This window comes from Azohydromonas aeria (assembly GCF_009760915.1).
GTDB classification, from domain to species: Bacteria; Pseudomonadota; Gammaproteobacteria; order Burkholderiales; family Burkholderiaceae_C; genus Azohydromonas; species Azohydromonas aeria.
Window position 1 is genome coordinate 1 of record NZ_VIDQ01000048.1, and the last position, 17,328, is coordinate 17,328.

The 17,328-nt window shown below is 72.9% G+C and carries 14 protein-coding genes; 7 read left to right on the forward strand and 7 right to left on the reverse strand.

The genetic code is table 11. The features are described from left to right. The first annotated feature begins 142 nt into the window (after positions 1 to 142). Positions 143 to 1,468 carry an HlyD family type I secretion periplasmic adaptor subunit gene (locus FJ694_RS23450; protein WP_157269748.1) on the forward strand — a complete coding sequence of 442 codons (1,326 nt, stop codon included), beginning with the start codon at positions 143 to 145 and terminating at the stop codon, positions 1,466 to 1,468. Positions 1,469 to 1,496: 28 nt separating this feature from the next. On the opposite strand, the gene FJ694_RS37820 is transcribed toward FJ694_RS23450, so the two are convergent. The 3 genes from FJ694_RS37820 to FJ694_RS23465 form a co-directional block, all read right to left on the reverse strand. Then, a complete protein-coding gene (locus FJ694_RS37820) occupies positions 1,497 to 3,191 on the reverse strand; it encodes a M10 family metallopeptidase (protein WP_157269749.1) in 1,695 nt (564 codons plus the stop codon). A gap of 268 nt (positions 3,192 to 3,459) precedes the next feature. Beyond that, the gene (locus FJ694_RS23460; protein WP_157269788.1) at positions 3,460 to 4,371 is read right to left on the reverse strand and encodes a DMT family transporter; all 912 of its coding nucleotides are present in this window, start codon (positions 4,369 to 4,371) and stop codon (positions 3,460 to 3,462) included. Continuing rightward, positions 4,371 to 4,688 (reverse strand): putative signal transducing protein, encoded by a 318-nt coding sequence (locus tag FJ694_RS23465; protein ID WP_157269750.1) that lies wholly within the window; start codon positions 4,686 to 4,688, stop codon positions 4,371 to 4,373. Before FJ694_RS23465 ends, FJ694_RS23460 begins: the two co-directional genes overlap by 1 nt. 178 nt (positions 4,689 to 4,866) lie before the next feature. Between FJ694_RS23465 and FJ694_RS23470 the strand changes: the two genes are divergently transcribed. Next, positions 4,867 to 5,859 carry a quinone oxidoreductase family protein gene (locus tag FJ694_RS23470; protein WP_157269751.1) on the forward strand — a complete coding sequence of 331 codons (993 nt, stop codon included), beginning with the start codon at positions 4,867 to 4,869 and terminating at the stop codon, positions 5,857 to 5,859. After that, on the forward strand, positions 5,856 to 6,395 hold the full coding sequence (locus tag FJ694_RS23475; RefSeq protein WP_157269752.1) for a GNAT family N-acetyltransferase: 540 nt from the start codon (positions 5,856 to 5,858) through the stop codon (positions 6,393 to 6,395). The genes FJ694_RS23470 and FJ694_RS23475 overlap by 4 nt, the downstream gene beginning before the upstream one ends. On the opposite strand, the gene FJ694_RS23480 is transcribed toward FJ694_RS23475, so the two are convergent. Continuing rightward, complete coding sequence (locus FJ694_RS23480) at positions 6,386 to 7,258, reverse strand: DUF2189 domain-containing protein (protein WP_157269753.1); 873 nt, start codon at positions 7,256 to 7,258, stop codon at positions 6,386 to 6,388. The genes FJ694_RS23475 and FJ694_RS23480 overlap by 10 nt on opposite strands. A gap of 126 nt (positions 7,259 to 7,384) precedes the next feature. Between FJ694_RS23480 and FJ694_RS23485 the strand changes: the two genes are divergently transcribed. Further along, positions 7,385 to 7,996 (forward strand): hypothetical protein, encoded by a 612-nt coding sequence (locus FJ694_RS23485; protein WP_157269754.1) that lies wholly within the window; start codon positions 7,385 to 7,387, stop codon positions 7,994 to 7,996. 9 nt (positions 7,997 to 8,005) lie between these two features. Here the strand turns inward: FJ694_RS23485 and lspA are convergent, their stop codons facing one another. The 3 genes from lspA to FJ694_RS23500 all read right to left on the reverse strand — a co-directional run bounded on the left by lspA (position 8,006) and on the right by FJ694_RS23500 (position 12,663). Beyond that, positions 8,006 to 8,533 carry a signal peptidase II gene (gene lspA / locus FJ694_RS23490; protein WP_232540192.1) on the reverse strand — a complete coding sequence of 176 codons (528 nt, stop codon included), beginning with the start codon at positions 8,531 to 8,533 and terminating at the stop codon, positions 8,006 to 8,008. A gap of 26 nt (positions 8,534 to 8,559) precedes the next feature. After that, positions 8,560 to 11,448 (reverse strand): isoleucine--tRNA ligase, encoded by a 2,889-nt coding sequence (gene ileS, locus FJ694_RS23495; protein ID WP_157269756.1) that lies wholly within the window; start codon positions 11,446 to 11,448, stop codon positions 8,560 to 8,562. Between the two features lie 249 nt (positions 11,449 to 11,697). Further along, complete coding sequence (locus tag FJ694_RS23500) at positions 11,698 to 12,663, reverse strand: bifunctional riboflavin kinase/FAD synthetase (RefSeq protein ID WP_157269757.1); 966 nt, start codon at positions 12,661 to 12,663, stop codon at positions 11,698 to 11,700. Positions 12,664 to 12,815: 152 nt separating this feature from the next. On the opposite strand from FJ694_RS23500, the gene FJ694_RS23505 reads away from it, so the two are divergent. From FJ694_RS23505 to FJ694_RS23515, 3 genes are all read left to right on the forward strand, one after another. Continuing rightward, positions 12,816 to 13,979 (forward strand): MFS transporter, encoded by a 1,164-nt coding sequence (locus FJ694_RS23505; RefSeq protein WP_232540193.1) that lies wholly within the window; start codon positions 12,816 to 12,818, stop codon positions 13,977 to 13,979. Positions 13,980 to 14,124: 145 nt separating this feature from the next. Next, the gene (locus FJ694_RS23510) at positions 14,125 to 15,078 is read left to right on the forward strand and encodes an alpha/beta hydrolase (protein WP_157269759.1); all 954 of its coding nucleotides are present in this window, start codon (positions 14,125 to 14,127) and stop codon (positions 15,076 to 15,078) included. A 163-nt stretch (positions 15,079 to 15,241) separates the two neighbouring features. After that, complete coding sequence (locus FJ694_RS23515; RefSeq protein WP_157269760.1) at positions 15,242 to 17,305, forward strand: PKD domain-containing protein; 2,064 nt, start codon at positions 15,242 to 15,244, stop codon at positions 17,303 to 17,305. Positions 17,306 to 17,328: the final 23 nt, after the last annotated feature.

The window sequence follows — 17,328 nt, forward strand, 5'->3', positions numbered from 1 at the left end:
GGCGCGGCAGCGCCCGTGCTGGCCCTGGGCGCGGTGCCCGGGGCGCGGGTGCTGGCCGCGGGCGCGTCGTCCCCCGCGGCGGCGCCGGGGCCGCAGGCGCCATCGAGCCGCCAGGGCTCCTCCGTTTGAAGGCCGATCCCACATGCTGAACCGATTCATCGACGCGCTCTCGCGCACCTCCAACACGCGCCGCGACGGCGATCCCTGGCCGGCGATCCGGCTGGGGCTGGGCGTGGGCGTGCTGGGCTTCGGCGGCTTCCTGGCCTGGGCGGCCTGGGCGCCGCTGGACCAGGCCGTGCCGGGGCAGGGCATGGTGGCCGTGGCCGACCAGCGCAAGGTGGTGCAGCACGTCAGCGGCGGGCGCATCGAGTCGCTGCACGTGGCCGAGGGCGACACGGTGCAGGCCGGGCAGCTGCTGCTCAAGCTCGACGCGCGGCAGCTGCAGGCCGAGCTCGACGCGTCGCAGGCGCAGCTGGCGCTGGCGCGCGCGGCGCTGGCGCGCGTGGAGGCCGCCGCGGGCGGGCGCGACGTGCTGCCGGCCTCGGCCCTGCCCACCGACGCGCGCTTCCAGGCCATCGGCCAGGCGCAGCAGTCGCTGTTGCGCGCGCAACTGGGCGCGCGCCAGTCCGAGCTGCAGCAGCTGCAGGCCAGCAAGGCGCAGCTGGAGGCCGAGCTCGAAGGCCACCGCCGCCTGGCCGCGGGCCTGCGCGAGCAGCTCGCCATCACGCAGCAGCAGCACGCGGCGCTGGTGGAGCTGGTGGCCGAGGGCAACTATCCCAAGCTCAGGCTGATGGACCTGGATCGCTCCATCGCCGAGCTGCGCACCAACATCGCCCGCAGCGAGTCCGAGGCGCTGCGCACCTCGCGCGCCATCGAGGAGGCCGCCGCCAGCCTGCAGCGCCGCCGGCGCGAGCAGGTGCGCGACGTCGAGACCGAGCGCGCCTCGCTGGTGCACGACGCCGCCGCGCTCCAGGCGCGGGTGACGACGCTCGCCACCGGGCTGCAGCAGGCCGAGGTGCGCGCGCCCGTGGCCGGCCAGGTGGTGGGGCTGGCGGTGCACACCATCGGCGGCGTGGTGGCACCGGGCGAGCGGCTGCTGGAGATCGTGCCGCAGGACAACGCGCTGCTGGTGGAGGCGCGGCTGCCGGTGAACATGGCCAACAAGCTCAAGGTGGGGCAGTCGGCGCAGCTGCACTTCTCCTCCAGCGACAGCGTGCGGCTGCCCGACCTCCGGGGCCAGGTGCTCACGGTCTCGGCCGACAAGCTGGAGGACCAGCGCTCGGGCATCCCGTACCTGCTCACGCGCATCACCATCTCCGAGTCCGAGCGCGCCAAGCTGCCCACGGTCAACTCGCCGCTGCGCCCGGGCATGCCGGTGGACGTGCTGGTGCGCGTGGGCGAGCGCAGCTTCCTGGACTACGTGCTGGAGCCGCTGACGGCACGCTGGCGGCAGTCGATGACGGAGTGAAGCCGGGCCGGGCCGGCCCGGCGGCGGCCTACGCCAGCCACAGCTCCCTGGCGGTGAGGACCTGCACGCCCGTGAGCTGCAGGGCGAACTCGGCATCGCGGTCGGTGTCGGTGTTGGCCCAGAGCACGCCGGCGGACCAGCGCAGCTGGCCCGGCGCGGTGAAGGCGGCGCCCGCGGCGATGAGGCCCTTGAAGTGCTGCACGCCGGACTGGCCGGCCAGCGTGTTGGCGTCGAAGTCGCGCAGGTCGATGCGGTCGCCCTGCGCGGCGCTGAAGTCGCTGATCACGTCCCAGGCCTGCGCGGTGATGCCGCCGTCGCCCGCGCCGTTGAAGTCGAACACGTCGGCGCCCGTGCCGCCCGTGAGCAGGTCGCGGCCCGCGCCGCCGGCCAGCGTGTCGTGGCCCAGGCCGCCGAGCAGCGTGTCGTTGCCCGCGCCGCCGCGCAGCAGGTTGGCGCCGGCGTTGCCGGTGAGCACGTTGGCCAGGCCGTTGCCGCTGCCGGCCAGGGCGGCCGTGCCGGTGAGGGTGAGGTTCTCGACGTTGTCGCCCAGCGTCCAGGACACGCCGGCCTGCACGAGGTCGGTGCCGGCGTTGACGCCCTCGGCGACGCGGTCCTGCGCGTGGTCCACGACGTACACGTCGTTGCCGGCGCCGCCGCTGAGGGCGTCGGTGCCGCTGCCGCCGTCCAGGGTGTCGTTGCCGGCGCTGGCGCCGATCGTGTCGTTGCCCGCGCCGCCGCGCAGCAGGTTGGCGGCGTTGTTGCCGGTGATGTCGTCGGCGCCGCGGCCGCCGCTGGCGTTCTCGATCACGGTGCCCCAGGCGATCCAGACGTTCTTGACCGTGCCCAGGACCGTGTCGTGGCTGTCGAGCAGGTTGACCGGCACGCCGAGCCGGCTGGCGTAGCCCTCGCGCAGGTCGATCAGGGCGCCCGTGGCGCCGTCGTAGCTCAGCGTGTCGGTGCCACCGCCGTCCCAGATCGTCTGGTGGTAGCTGCCGCTGCCGGAGAAGCTGTAGGTCGTGTTCGTCGCGTTGTAGGCGCGGTTGGCGCCGTACAGGTGCTGGATGGCCGCGATGTCGAGCAGCATTGGCGTGGTCGGCTCGTAGGAGAAGTAGGTGGCCTGGTTGCCCGCCTGCGCCGAGTAGCTCATGAGCGTGCTGGAGCGCGTCTCCAGCGACGCGGGCAGGATCGCGGCGTTGTAGCTCTCCGTCTCGAACGAGTGCTTGAGCCCCAGCGCATGCCCGATCTCGTGCAGCGTGGTCATGTACTCGTAGCTGCCCGGCGTCCAGTCCTCGGTGTAGGAGCTGCCGTCGCTGCCGAACCAGACGTCGCCGGCCTTGGCGCTGTTGCCGGGCATCCAGGCATGGGCCTGGCCGTCGGTGGCGCCGGTGTAGGCGAAGCGCAGGTCGCCCACGACAGCGGCGTTGTCGGCGACCTCGGTGAAGCGCAGTGCCGCCACGTTGGACCAGGCGCGCAGCGCGGTGCGCACGGCCGCCATGTCGGCGTCGGTCAGCGCGTCGTAGCCCGGGCTCCAGGGTTCGTTCCAGGTCTGGGAGGACGGGCCGTAGCCCGACCAGGGATCGGTGGACCAGTAGGCCGAGGCCTTCGGAAAGCTGTAGCTGAGGCTGCCGGAGGCCCAGCGCGTGTCGCCCAGCAGGCTGTCGACGTTGCGCTGCCCGGTGAGCCGTATGGGCGTGGTGATGGAGTAGGTGGTGGGTGAAGGCATCGTTTGCGCTCCCTCTGCGCCGCGGGTCGTTCTTCAGGGCGGGCACGCCGGCAGGCCATCGCCCGGACGAATCCGGGCTTGAACTGGTGTAACCAGGGGTTAGTGTGCCTGTCCCGGCGCGCTGACCCTGGCCCTCGGGTATGGACAAGGGCCCGGCCGAACCGGCGCCGGCAACTGCCCGTGCCGGCATGGCGGGCGGACGGAAGCGGTCCAGGGCACGCGGCCCGCGCTGGCGCGTTGCGTCCGCAACCGGAGCGGCCTTGCGCCGTCAGCCGCGCCGCTGCGACACCGCGATGCCCGCGACGATGAGCGCGAAGGCCGCGCCGTGGTACCAGTGCGGCAGCTCGCCCAGCACCGCGGCCGACATCAGCGCGGCGAAGAGCGGCGTGAGGTTGCTGAAGAAGGCCGCCAGCGCCGGCCCGGCGGTGGCCACCCCCAGGCCCCAGCAGCGGTAGGCCAGCAGCGCCGGGCCCAGCGCCACGTACAGCAGCGCGGCCAGCGTCCAGGGGCTGTCCCAGCGCACGGCGTGGGTGCCGGCGAGCTGCTCGGCGCCGGCCGCCGCGCCCGCGCCCAGCAGCCCGAACAGCACCTGCAGCAGCAGCGCCTCGGACCAGTGCCAGCCGGGGCGCTGCGCGCCGCGCATCGACGCCGGCGGGCGCGCCAGCAGCCAGCTGTAGAAGGCCCAGGCGACGATGGCCACCACCACGTACAGGTCGCCGCGCACGAAGCGCACCTGCGCCAGCGCGTGCACGTCGCCGCGCGCGAGCACGCACAGCACGCCCGACAGCGACAGCGCCGCGCCCAGCCACTGGCGCGGGCGCGGGTGCTCGCGCCAGAAGAGGGCGCCCACCAGCAGCATCCACACCGGCATGCTGGAGGCGATGAGCGTGACGTTGAGCGGCGTCGAGCTCACCAGCGCCAGGTACTGCAGCGCGTTGTACATGCCCACGCCCAGCGTGCCGGTGAGCAGCAGGTAGGGCCAGCGCGCGCGCACTTCGGCGCCGCGCCGCAGCACGCGCCAGCCCAGCGGCAGCAGCAGCGCCGCGGCCAGCAGCCAGCGCAGGAAGTTCAGCGTCAGCGGCGGCACGCTGCCCACCATGAGCCGGCCCACCACGGCGTTGCCGGCCCACAGCAGCGGCGGCAGCGTCAGCAGCAGCAGGGTGCGCGCGGACAGCCGCATCACCGCGCGCCGTCCTGCGGGCGCAGCGCGCCGCAGTTCCAGCACTGGCCGAAGGGGCCGTCCACCTGCTCGCCGCAGGCGGCGCAGCGCCAGTGCTGCGCGGGCAGGCTGCACTGCGCCTGCAGCAGCGCGCGCGCCTCCTCCAGCTGGTCGTCGTCGAGCACCCAGACCTCGGGCAGCGCCTGGTCCACCGGGATCTCGCCGGCGATGGAGCCGGCCCAGGCGCGCTGCACCTGGCAGTCCACGCCGGCCTGGTTGAGCAGGTCGGCCCACAGCGTGGCAATGGCGAGGTTGGGAGCGGAGGTGAGGCGGCGCATGGCGGGCGGCAGGGGCAGGGGACGGCGAATCGGCGCCGTGGGCCATGGCACCATAACCGGCGCGGGCCCCGGCCGCCGGCGCACGCCCGGCCCCGGCACCCCGCGGCAGCCCGCCCGCTGGGCCTGCACCGCCCGCAGCCCGCGCCCGCGGCGCCGCAACGAACCCTTCGGAGACCCTGTGACGACCCCCAACGAACAAGCCATCCGCTTCGCCCGCACCGGCGGCCCCGAGGTGCTGGAGCTGCAGCCCGTGAGCGTGGGCGAGCCCGGCCCGGGCGAGGTGCGCATCCGCCACCACGCCTGCGGCCTCAACTACATCGACGTCTACTTCCGCAATGGCACCTATCCCCAGCCGCTGCCCGGCGGCCTGGGCATGGAGGGCGCGGGCGTGATCGAGGCCGTGGGCGCGGGCGTGACGCACCTGCAGGTCGGCGACCGCGCCGCGTACGCCAGCCAGCCCCCGGGCGCCTACTGCACGGCGCGCGTGATGCCGGCGCAGAACGTGGTGCGGCTGCCCGACGCCATCGACTTCGAGACCGGCGCGGCCATGATGCTCAAGGGCCTGACCGCGCAGTACCTGCTGCGCCGCACGCTGCCGGCGCAGGGGCTGCAGGCCGGCGACTTCGTGCTGTTCCACGCCGCGGCCGGCGGGGTGGGGCTGATCGCCTGCCAGTGGGCCCGGGCGCTGGGCCTGCAGCTCATCGGCACCGCCGGCTCGGCGGCCAAGTGCGAGCTGGCCCTGGCGCACGGCGCGGCGCACGCCATCGACTACTCGAAGGAGGACTTCGTGGCGCGCGTGAACGAGATCACCGGCGGCGCGGGCGTGAAGGTGGTGTACGACTCGGTGGGGCGCGACACCTTCGAGCGCTCGCTGCAGTGCCTGCGCCCGTTCGGGCTGATGGCGCTCTTTGGCGCGTCCTCGGGGCCGGTGCCGCCGGTGGACATCGGGCTGCTCAACAAGAAGTCGCTGTACCTGACGCGGCCGACGCTGTTCTCGCACCTCTCCAGCCGCGAGGCCGCGCAGGCGATGGCCGACGAGCTGTTCGAGGTGGTGGGCTCCGGCGCGGTGAGCATTCCCGTGGAGCGGCGCTTCGCGCTGGCCGACGCGGCGCAGGCGCACCGCGAGCTGGAGGCACGCAGTACCACCGGCTGCACCGTGCTGCTGCCATGAGCGGGAACTCCGTTCTCGGCCAGGTCGCCAGCCCTTCGACAAGCCCGGGGCGAACGGAGGGTGGGGAGCAGCGCCGGCACCTGCGCTGGCGCTGCGTGCCGTTCCGCGGGCTGGACGTGGAGACGCTGTACGCGCTGCTGCAGCTGCGCTCGCAGGTGTTCGTGGTGGAGCAGCACTGCGTCTACCTCGATCCCGACGGGGTCGATCCGCAGTGCTTCCACGTGCTGGGCTTCGACGCGGACGGCCGGCTGCAGGCGGCGCTGCGCCTGGTGCCGCCGGGCGTGAAGTACGCCGAGGCCTCGATCGGGCGCGTCGTCACGTCGGCGGCGGCGCGCGGCAGCGGCCTGGGCCACCAGCTGGTGGCGCAGGGCCTGCGCGAATGCGCGCTGATCTGGCCCGGGCACGGGCTGCGCATCTCGGCGCAGGCGCACCTGCAGCGCTTCTACGAGGCCCACGGCTTCGGCGCCGAGGGCCCGACCTACCTGGAGGACGACATCCCGCACATCGAGATGTCGCGCGCCGCGCCTCAGCCCTGACCGGCGGCGGCGCTGGTGTCGGCGGCGGCCGGGGCCGGCTGCCGGTCCGGCGCCACGGCGCCGCGGTAGGCGTGCCAGGAGGCGTGGCCCAGCCAGGGCCCGACCACCAGCAGGCCGAGGAAGAAGGGCAGCATGGCCGCCACCACCAGCAGCGTGATGAGCGCGCCCCAGAACAGCATCACGCCGGGCTGGGTCAGGCACAGGCGCAGGCTGGTCAGGCCCGCGGTGATGGAGTCGGTCTGGCGGTCCAGGAGCATCGGGATCGAGACCACGCTGATGGCGTAGATCAGCCCCGCGAAGATCGCGCCCACGGCCAGGTACGTGACGGTGAAGCCCACGTTCTCCGGCTCCAGCAGCATCAGCAGCGAGCCCTTGAAGTCGGGCATGCCGTCGAAGCTGACGGCGAAGACGATCATGGCGGCGCGGCCCCAGATCATCTCCAGCACCAGCAGCACGCCGCCGAAGAGCGCGAGCGTGCCGGTGCGGGTGTCCCAGGCCAGCAGCGAGTCGCCGAGGTCGGGCTTCTCGCCGCGCTCCAGGTGGCGGCTGGCCTGGTACAGGCCCAGCGCCAGGAACGGCCCGACCAGCAGGAAGCCCGCGCACAGCGCCAGCACGTAGGCCGGCGCCTCCTCGAACACCCACATCAGCGCGTAGCCCATGGCGACGAAGGCGGCGCCGTAGAACAGGCCCAGGCCGGGGCAGCGGACGAAGTCGCGCCAGCCCAGGGCCAGCCAGTGCAGCGGGTCGGAGAAGCGCAGCGTGCGCAACTCGATGGCGAAGGCCGCGGGCTGCTGCGCGCCCGCAGTCGCCGCCGTGGAGCCCGTTGGCGGCACGGTGCCGCGGTTGAACGGTTCGGATGCCATGGCTTCCCTCCAATGGGTGCTGTGCGGTGCAGCGTAGGGGAGCAAGGGCGGCCGGATGCCTGGGGTAGTCCCGGGGGTTCGCGCCATTCCGTCACGCCGCACCATGCGCGGCGAAAGGAGCCATGGATGTCAGGATGGTTTGTCAATCGCCCTTGCGGGGCGGTGGGGCGGGTGCTGCGGGCGGCGGCGCTGGCGGGCGCGGCGTTCGCCAGCGTGGGGACGGCGACGGCGCAGGCGCTGCCGGAGTTGCCGATTGCCGGCGTGGAGCCGGTGCTGGGGCTGCGCTTTCCGACCGGGCGGGTGCAGTTCGAGACGCTGCCGGCGGCCGTGCTGGCCGGCTGCGCGGGCTTGAGCGGACCGGGCGCGCGCGTCGCGTGGGACCTGGCGGACGTGTCCGCGGGCGGGCGCCGCTACGTGGTGCTGGGCGGCTTCGTGGCCGGCGGCGAGGCGGGCGCCGGCCTGGAGCCTGATGCGCGCGGCGCGGTGCTGGACATCGGCCCGGACGGCTGCCGCGTGCTGGGCCCGGCGCGGGCGGTGTTCGACCAGCGTCCCGAGGCACTGCCGCAGCCGGTGCTGGAGCAGCTCGCCGCCGACCTGGCACGCCGCTACGCCGGCGCCTTCGGCAGCGTGGACGGGCTGCACGCGGCGATCCGGCGCCAGCGCCTCATCCCGCCGCCCAGCAGCCCGGTGCTGCGCGCGGCGCTGGGGGTGGAAGAGAGGGCGATGCCGGCGAGGTGAGGGTGAGGTCTACTTCCCCTCGCGCACCCGCCTGATCTCGTCCACGATCAGGCAGATCGCCCCCAGCGTGATGGCGCTGTCGGCCAGGTTGAAGGCCGGGAAATGCCGCCCGCCGAAGTGGAAGTCGAGCATGTCCACCACGTAGCCGTGCAGCAGCCGGTCGATCACGTTGCCCAGCGCGCCGCCCAGGATCATGGTGATCGCGAAGCAAAACAGCTTCTGGCCCGGATGCTTCTTGAGCATCCAGACGATGAAGACCGAGGCCACCAGGCCCAGCCCGGTGAAGAACCAGCGCTGCCAGCCCCCGGCGTTGGCCAGGAAGCTGAAGGCCGCGCCGGTGTTGTGCGCGCGCACCAGGTTGAAGAAGCCCGTCACCACGCGCCCCTCGCCGTACTGGAACCAGCCCAGGATCAGCGTCTTGCTGAACTGGTCCAGCACGATCACCAGCAGCGCCAGCCCCAGCCACAGCCACAGGCTCGGCGCCCCGGTGGCGGGCCGCTTCGCCAGCTTCACGGGGGAAGCCTTCGCCGGCTTCATGCCGGCCTTGCCGCCGCCGCTGGCCATCAGGCCACCACGCGCGGCTCGCCCGCGCCGAAGAGGTTGCTCACGCAGCGGCCGCACAGCGTCGGGTGCGCCGCGTCCGCGCCCACGTCGGCGCGCCAGTGCCAGCAGCGCTCGCACTTGGTGTCCGAAGACGGCGTGACCTCGATCGCCGGCTCGTCGCCCGCGCCGCGCAGCAGCTCCACCGCCGAGACGATCAGCACGAACTTCAGGTCGTCGCCCAGCGAGGACAGCAGCGCGAAGTCCTCCTCGTTGACGCTGAGCCGCACGTTGGCCTGCAGCGAGGAGCCCACGCCGCCTGCGCTGCGCACCGCCTCGATGGCCTTGTTCACCGCGTCGCGCACCTCGTGCACGCGCTGCCAGCGCGCCAGCAGCGCTTCATTGGCCTGCGTGAACGGCCAGTAGGTCTCGGTGAAGATGGTCTGCCCGCCGTCGAACACCTTCCAGGCCTCCTCGGCCGTGAAGCTCAGGAACGGCGCCATCCAGCGCAGCATCGCCTGCGTGATGTGCCACAGCGCGGTCTGCGCGCTGCGCCGCGCGTGCGACTTCGGCGCGGTGGTGTAGAGCCGGTCCTTGAGCACGTCCAGGTAGAACGCGCCCAGGTCCTCCGAGCAGTACACCTGCAGCCGGGCCACCACCGGGTGGAACTCGTAGCGGTCGTAGTGCGCCAGGATTTCAGCCTGCAGCTGCGAGGCGCGGGACAGGGCGTAGCGATCGACTTCGAGCAGCTCCTCCAGCGGCACGGCGTCGTCGGCGGCATTGAAGTCGGAGACGTTGGCCAGCAGGAAGCGCAGCGTGTTGCGGATGCGGCGGTAGGCATCGACCACGCGCGCCAGGATCTTGTCGTCGATGTTGAGGTCGCCCGAATAGTCGGTGGAGGCGCACCACAGCCGCACGATCTCGGCGCCGAGCTTGTTGCTCACCGCCTGGGGCTCGACGGTGTTGCCGAGGCTCTTGGACATCTTGCGGCCCTGGCCGTCGGTGGCGAAGCCGTGCGTGAGCAGCCCCTTGTAGGGCGCGCGGCCCTCCAGCGCGCAGGCGATCAGCAGCGAGGAGTGGAACCAGCCGCGGTGCTGGTCGTGGCCTTCGAGGTAGAGGTCCGCCTCGGGGCCGCTGCCGTGACCCTGGCCGGCGTGGCTGCCGCGCAGCACGTGAAAGAAGGTCGAGCCCGAGTCGAACCACACGTCCAGGATGTCGGTGCTCTTGGCGTAGTCGGCCGCCTCGTCGCCGAGCCACTCGGCCGGGTCCAGCTTGCTCCAGGCCTCGATGTTCCCCTGCTCAACCAGTTGGGCCGCGCGCTCGACGAACTCCAGCGTGCGCGGGTGCAGCTCGCCCGTGACCTTGTGCAGGAAGAAGGGCAGCGGCACGCCCCAGCTGCGCTGGCGGCTGATGCACCAGTCGGGGCGGTTGGCGATCATGTCGCGCAGCCGCGCGCGGCCGTTCTCGGGGTAGAAGCTGGTCGCGTCGATGGCGGCAAGCGCCGTCTGGCGCAGCGTGCCCGGCGCCTTGTTGACGGTGCACACACCCTCGCCCTCGTCCATGCGCACGAACCACTGCGCCGCCGCGCGGTAGATCACCGGCGTCTTGTGGCGCCAGCAGTGCGGGTAGCTGTGCTGCATCTGCGCCGTGTTCATCAGGCGCCCGGCATCCTGCAGCGCCTGCACGATGTTCGGGTTGGCCTTCCAGATGAACTGGCCGCCGAAGAGCGGCAGGTCCGCGGCATAGACGCCGTTGCCCTGGACCGGGTTGAGGATGTCGGTGGACTTCATCCCGTGCGCGATGCAGGAGTTGAAGTCGTCCACGCCGTAGGCGGGCGCGGAGTGGACGATGCCGGTGCCGTCCTCGGCCGTGGCGTAGTCGGCCAGGATCACCGGCGCGGTGCGCGCGAAGCCGGCATCCACCTCGGCCAGCGGGTGGTGGAACTCCAGCCCGGCCAGGTGGCGCCCGGCGGTGACGGCGACGGTTTCACCCTCCAGGCCGTAGCGCGCCAGGCACTTCTCCACCAGCGCCTCGGCCAGCACCAGCAGCCCCCGGGACGTGCGCACCAGCGCGTAGGGCAGCTCCGGATTCAGGTTCAGGGCCTGGTTGGCGGGGATGGTCCAGGGCGTGGTGGTCCAGATGACGATGAAGGCGTCCTGCGCCAGCGCCGGCAGGTCCGGGTCGCTCAGGCCGAAGGCGGCGGCGAGCTTCGCGGGGTCGGCGGCCTTGAAGGCCACGTCGATGGTCGGCGAGGTTTTATCTGCGTACTCGATCTCGAACTCGGCCAGGGACGAGCCGCAATCGAAGCACCAGTACACGGGCTTGAGGCCGCGATAGACGTAGCCGCGCTCCATGAGCTTGCCGAGGACGCGGATCTCACCGGCCTCGTTGCCGCGGTCCATGGTGCGGTAGGGGTGCTCCCAGTCGCCCAGCACGCCCAGGCGCTTGAAGTCGGCCATCTGCTGCGCGATCTGCTCGCCGGCGTAGGCGCGGCTCCTGGCCTGCACCTCGTCGCGCGGCAGGCCGCGGCCGTGGGTCTTCTCGATCTGGTTCTCGATGGGCAGGCCGTGGCAGTCCCAGCCCGGCACGTACAGTGCGTCGAAGCCGGCGAGCTGCTTCGACTTGACGATCATGTCCTTGAGGATCTTGTTGACCGCGTGCCCGATGTGCAGCTTGCCGTTGGCGTAGGGCGGGCCGTCGTGCAGCACGAAGCGCGGCGCGCCGCAGCGCGCCTCGCGCAGCCGCTTGTAGATGCCCTGGTTCTCCCAGTCCTTGACCCAGCCCGGCTCGCGCTTGGGCAGGTCGCCGCGCATGGGGAACTTCGTGTCGGGCAGGTTCAGGGTGGCGCGGTAGTCGGTGGCGGCGTCCGCGGCGGGGGCGGCGGCCTGGTCGGCGGTGGTCGAGTCGTTCATGGCGGTGGCGCGGGGGTCGGCCGGCGCGGCAAGGAAGGGGGCGATGGGCGCGAAGGCCCGCGGCAGCGGGACTTGCGGGAGCGGGGCGCGCGTGGTGGGACGCGCGCGCGGCGGCCAACTATTGAATTCGGTCGCGCGTCGCCTGGCGCCGGGTGCAGGCGTGCCAGCGGCGCAGCGGCGTCAGGAACAGGCAGGAGGGCATCCCCTGATTTTAAGGGTCGGCCCCGAGGCGCGCCGGCTGCCGGGCCGTCAGGCCGCGCCGGCCTCGGCCTGCAACCACGCACGCGCGTCGGCCTCGTCCTGGGCAATGCCCTCGCGCAGCGCCTCCAGCGAGGCGTAGCGGCGCTCGTCGTGCAATTTATGGAGCAGCTCGACGCGGATGCAGCGCCCGTAGCCGGCGTCCAGTGCCAGCGGCCATTCCAGGCAGTGCGTCTCCAGCAGCACGCGCCCGGCGTCCTCGACCGTGGGGCGCACGCCCAGCGAGGCCACGCCGGGCAGCGGCTTCTCCGTCAGGCCGTGCACCCGCACCACGAAGATGCCCATGGCCGCGGGCCTGGGGTGCTCGAAGCGCAGGTTCAGCGTCCGGAAACCCAGGTCGCGGCCGAGCTTGCGGCCGTGCAGCACGTGGCCGCTGATGCTGAAGGGCCGGCCCAGCAGCGTGGCGGCGACGTCCATGCGCCCGGCGGCCAGGGCCTCGCGCACGGCGGTGCTGGAGACGCGCTGGCCGTGCACCTCGTAGCTGAGCATGCGCGCCACGTCGAAGCCGGCGGCGTCGCCCGCGGCGTCGAGCGTGGCGTAGTCGCCGGCGCGCCGGGCGCCGTAGCAGAAGTCGTCGCCCACGAGCACGTAGCGCGCGCGCAGGCCGCGCACCAGCACCTCGTCCACGAAGGCCTGCGGCGACAGGTCGGCCAGGCGCTGGTCGAAGCGCAGGATCACGGCCTGGTCGATGCCGCAGCGCTCCAGCTCGGTGAGCTTGTCGCGCAGCGTGGCGATGCGCGCCGGGGCCAGCGCCGGCTTGCCGGCGCGGCGGGCGAAGAAGTCGCGCGGGTGCGGCTCGAAGCTCAGCACGCAGCTGGGCACGCCGCGGTGCTTCGCCTCGTTGGTCAGCAGCGCCAGCATGGCCTGGTGGCCGCGGTGGACGCCGTCGAAGTTGCCGATCGTGAGCGCGCAGGCGCTCGCAATGCCGGGATGGTTGAAACCGCGGAAGACGCGCATGGCCGGATTATCGCGGCTGGGGCAAACCCGGTCCCTCTTCGGAGGGGAGCGGCCATTCCCGGCGCTTAAGCTCCCCGGCCATGGCCTCGACATCGACTTCGTCCCCGTCCCCGTCCTCGTCCCCGATCCCGCCTGCCGCCGCCGATGCGCCCGTGCCGCGGCGCATCCTGCCCGTGATCACGCTGGCGCAGTTCGCCGGCACCTCGCTGTGGTTCGCCGTCAACGCGGTGATGCCCGACCTGCAGCGCGAGCTGGGCCTGCCGGCCTCGGCCGTGGGCAACCTGACTTCCGTGGTGCAGCTGGGCTTCATCGCCGGCACCTTCGTCTTCGCGCTGCTGGCCATTGCCGACCGGGTCTCGGCGCGGCTGGTGTTCCTGCTCTGCGCGCTGGCCGGCGCGGCCTGCACGGTGCTGGCGGCGCTGCTGCCGCCGTCGTGGACGGGGCTGCTGCTGCTGCGCGGGGCGACCGGCTTCTTCCTGGCCGGCATCTACCCGGTGGGCATGAAGATCGCGGCGAGCTGGTGGACGCGCGGCCTGGGCAACGCGCTGGGGCTGATCGTGGGCGCGCTGATGCTGGGCACCGCCGCGCCGCACGCGCTGCGCGCGCTGGGCACGCACTGGCCCTGGCAGCAGGTGATGCTGGCCACGGCGGCGCTGGCCGCCGGCGGCGGGCTGCTGCTCTACGCGCTGGTGCCCGACGGCCCGGGCGCGCGCAAGCCGGCCCGGCTCAACTTCAGCGGGCTGTCGTGCATCTGGCGCGACGCGAAGGTGCGGGCCTCGGTCGGCGGCTACTTCGGCCACATGTGGGAGCTCTACACCTTCTGGGTGCTGGTGCCGGCGATCGTCGGGCTGCGCTGGGCCGGGGCGACGCTGTCCTGGATGGCCTTCGCGACCATCGCCCTGGGCGCGGTCGGCTCGGTGCTGGGCGGCCTGGCGGTGCGGCGCGTTGGCGGGGCGCGGGTGGCGGCCTTCTTCATCGGCTGCAGCGGCGCGTGCTGCCTGCTCGCGCCCTGGGCGCTGCAGGCGCCGGACGCGGTGTTCCTGCTGTGGCTCTTCACCTGGGGCTTCACGGTGTCGCCGGACTCGCCGCAGTTCTCGGCGCTGACCGCGCAGAACGCGCCGCGCGAGGCCGTGGGCAGCGTGCTGACGCTGGTGAACTGCATCGGCTTTTCCATCTCGGTGCTGAGCATCGAGCTGTTCGTGCGGCTGGCGCAGAGCGTGCCGCTGGCGCAGCTGCTGCCGTGGCTGGGGCTTGGGCCCGTGGCGGGGCTGCTGCTGCTGCGGCCGCTGCTGCAGGGCCGTGCCGGCGCTGCGTGAAATATTGCTGCTCCGGCCGGCGTGGTACCGGGCCGGCGTTGCGGGCGGTGGCACCCTTGCGAGACGGCGGCCGGGCCGGTGGGCCCGGACACCGCCGATGACGACGAGCCGTGAGGGGATCGGCCGCGGAACGGGGAGGGAGTGCATGGGAGAGAGGGTCATTGCGGGGCAGGTGCGCGGCCCGCAACCCGCGGCGCGCCGGCGGCGCCGGCACCGGCTGCTGGCGGGACTGCTGGTGCTGGCCGTGCTGGGCCCGCTGGCGGTGCTGTGGGCGCTGCGCGCCGGGCTGGACCGGATGCTGTTCCCGCCCGTCGAGCTGTACGGGACGGTCAACGCGCAGGAGACGTGGCTGGTGCCCGGCAGCGAGGGCGACGGTTCCGCGCTGATGCTGCGCCGCTTCGGCGTGCCGGTGCTGGGCTGCGTGGTGTTCTTTCCCGGCCAGAAGGGCGGCGTGGCCGACTACGTGGCCGCGCTGTTCCCGCCGCTGCTGGCGCGCGGGGCGGCGGTGTTCGCGGTGTCGTACCCGGGGCAGGACGGCGCGCCGGGCCAGCCGCGGCTGCGCGAGCAGCCGCGCATGGCGGCGCAGGCCATCGAGGAGGTGATGCAGCACTGCGCGCCGCTGCCCACGGTGGTGCTGGGCCGCTCGCTGGGCGCGATGCCGGCGGCCTACGGCGCCGCGCTGGCGCGGCCGGCGGCGCTGGTGCTCGAAGGCGCGCCGGCGTCGCTGTCCGACGCGGTGCGCACGCGGCTGGCGTCGCGCTGGTGGTCGGCGCCGCTGGCGGGGCTGCCGGTGTCGGCGCTGCTGCCCGAGGACCCGTCGCTGGCCGAGGCGCTGTCCCGGGCGGAGGAGCTGCCGGTGGTGATCTTCCAGGGCTCGCGCGACGACGTGACGCCGCTGGAGTCGCTGCTGCGCGCCGGGCTGCCGCAGCGCGTGAAGGTGCGGGTGGTGGAAGGCGCCACGCATTCCTCGACCTGGCAGCAGGCCGGCGATGCCCTCTTCGACGCGGTGATGGCGCCGCTGCAGCCGATCGAGAAGCCGGCTCCCCCAGCGCGGGAAGCGCTGAACGGCGCAAGGCCTCGCACTCGGCCCGGTTCGTGACGCAGTTCACGCTGATTCAACGCGCCGTTGCTGATCTGAATCAGACGGTTTCCGCCATCCCCCATTCAGGCTTAGCCTGTCAGCGAACACGTAGTACCTGCGGACCGAGAGCCGGCAGTACCAAGGCGTGAGGCCGCGGCGCCCCCGGGGGAGGAGGGCGACGATGACCCAAACGAAAAGCTGGGCGCTGAGCGCCCTGGCGCTGGCATTGGCCGGCGCCTTCGCCACGCCGGCCGCTTTTGCCGCCGGCCCGAACGCCCATGCCAACCCCAACGCGGTGCCGCAGCGCGAGAAGGGGCCGTTCCCGCAGCTGAACCTGCCCGACCGCGAGCACGCCGGGCAGCGCGCCATCGATGTGCTCGGGGATCGGCTGCCCGAGGTGGCGGCGTGGTACGGGAAGTCGCCCGACGAGTTCAGGGAGCAGCTGCTCAAGGACAAGCGCATGCGCGTGGACAAGCGCGGGCGGGTGTTCTTCGTCGAGGAAATCGACTTCCCGCTGCCGGCCACCCCCGCCTCGGCCGCCAGCACCGGCGCGCTCGACGGCACGCTGGCGCCGCTCGACCAGACTTTCACCTTGCACAGCAAGCCGGGCGCGAAGCGGACGATCTGGCTGAACTTCAAGGGCGCCGTCCTCAACAACACGGCCTGGAACAGCAGCGGCACGACCATCACCGCGCCGCCCTTCGACACCGACGGCGTGCCCTACAGCTTCTCGGCGGCGGAGCTGGAGCGCATCCAGTACATCTGGCAGCGCGTGGCGGAGGACTTCGCGCCCTTCGACGTGAACGTGACCACCGAGGCGGTGGCGCAGGACCTCATCACGCGCAGCGGCACGAGCGACGAGTTCTACGGCACGCAGGTGGTGATCACGACGCGCGCCGGCGTGTACAGCTACTCCTGCGGCGGCGTCGCCTACCTGGGCGTCTTCGACGACACCAGCGACTACTACAAGCCCGCGCTGGTGTTCTACGACGCGCTGGGGCCGGGCAGCGAGAAGTACGTGGCCGAGGCGATCTCGCACGAGGCCGGCCACAACATGGGCTTGTCCCATGACGGCACCTCCACCGCCGGCTACTACACCGGCCAGGGCTCGGGCGCGACGGGCTGGGCGCCGATCATGGGCGTGGGCTACTACCAGCCGCTGTCGCAGTGGAGCAAGGGCGAGTACACCGACGCCAGCAACCTGCAGGACGACTACGCGGTGATGCAGGGCAACGGCTTGCCGCTGCGCGCCGACGACCACGGCGACACGGCCGGCACGGCCACCGTGCTGACGGGCACCGCCGCCGCCGGCGTGACCACCGCCCGGGCGCAGGGCGTGATCGGCACGCCCGCGGACGTGGACGTGTTCTCCTTCGCCGCCGCTGCCGGCGCAGCCAGCTTCACGCTGGCGCCCGCCGCGCGCGCGGCCAACCTGGACGGGGTGCTGACGCTGAAGAGCGCCGCCGGCACCACGCTGGCGACGGCGAACCCGCTGGAAGCCCTGAACGCCACGCTGAGCGTGACGCTGCCGGCCGCGGGCACCTACACGCTGTGGGTGCAGGGCACGGGCAAGGGCGACCCGCTGACCACGGGCTACTCCAGCTACGGCAGCCTGGGCCAGTACGCGCTGACGGCGTCGTACCCGACGGCCGCGAACCAGCCGCCCACCGCCGTGATCGGTGCCTCGACGCTGCGCGGCACGGCGCCGCTGGCGGTCACGTTCTCCGGCGCGGGCTCCGGTGACCCGGACGGCAGCATTGCCGCCTACGACTGGAGCTTCGGCGACGGCGGCACGGCCAGCGGCGCCGCCGTCTCGCGCGTGTTCTCGGCCGCCGGCAGCTACGCCACCACGCTGCGCGTGACCGACAACACCGGCCTGTCCGCCAGCGCCAGCGTGACGGTGACGGTGGACGCGCCGGTGGTGATCATTCCGATGCGGGTGGCGGACATCGCCATGGGGCTGACCGTCAACAAGGGCGGGAATGCGAATGCCTCGGCGCGGGTGAAGGTGGTGGATTCGAACGGGTTGCCGGTGGCCGGGGCGGTGGTGACCGGGGCCTGGAGCGGGCTGGTGTCGGCTTCGGGGGTGACGGCGACCACCGATGCGAGCGGGGTGGCCGCGTTCACCTCGGCGAGTTCCAAGAAATCCGGGTCATTCGTGTTTGCCGTCACCAACGTGGCCCGGAGTGGGTATTCGTATGCGGCGGGGGCGAATACGGAGACGAGGGATTTCATTTTCAGATAAGGTGTTATCTGGGGTGGGTTGTA